This is a genomic window from Bartonella queenslandensis AUST/NH15 (assembly GCF_000312585.1).
GTDB lineage: Bacteria > Pseudomonadota > Alphaproteobacteria > Rhizobiales > Rhizobiaceae > Bartonella > Bartonella queenslandensis_A.
Window position 1 is genome coordinate 1 of record NZ_HE998404.1, and the last position, 224, is coordinate 224.

At 38.4% G+C, this 224-nt stretch carries 1 pseudogene; it reads right to left on the reverse strand.

Annotation, left to right across the window (positions count from 1 at the left end):
* A pseudogene (locus BN338_RS13930) lies at window positions 1-137 on the reverse strand (DUF4102 domain-containing protein); the annotation flags it as partial.
* Window positions 138-224: the final 87 nt, after the last annotated feature.

Below are 224 nucleotides of genomic sequence, written 5' to 3' on the forward strand. Positions count from 1 at the left end.
ATGAATGGTATAGCGATAAATCCATTGAGCACCTCCATCTTTACGCTTATGAAGTAACAAGCCAGTACCATTATTATATTTGCCAGCTCCCAATGTTGCGACAGCTCTTGGCACTTAAGACGGTTCATAAGAGCCATTTTTAATCCTTTCTTATATAAATTTTATCCACACACTCATCCCGCTTGTGATGTGCAAGCGAGTGGTTTTGATTGATTCAACATAAA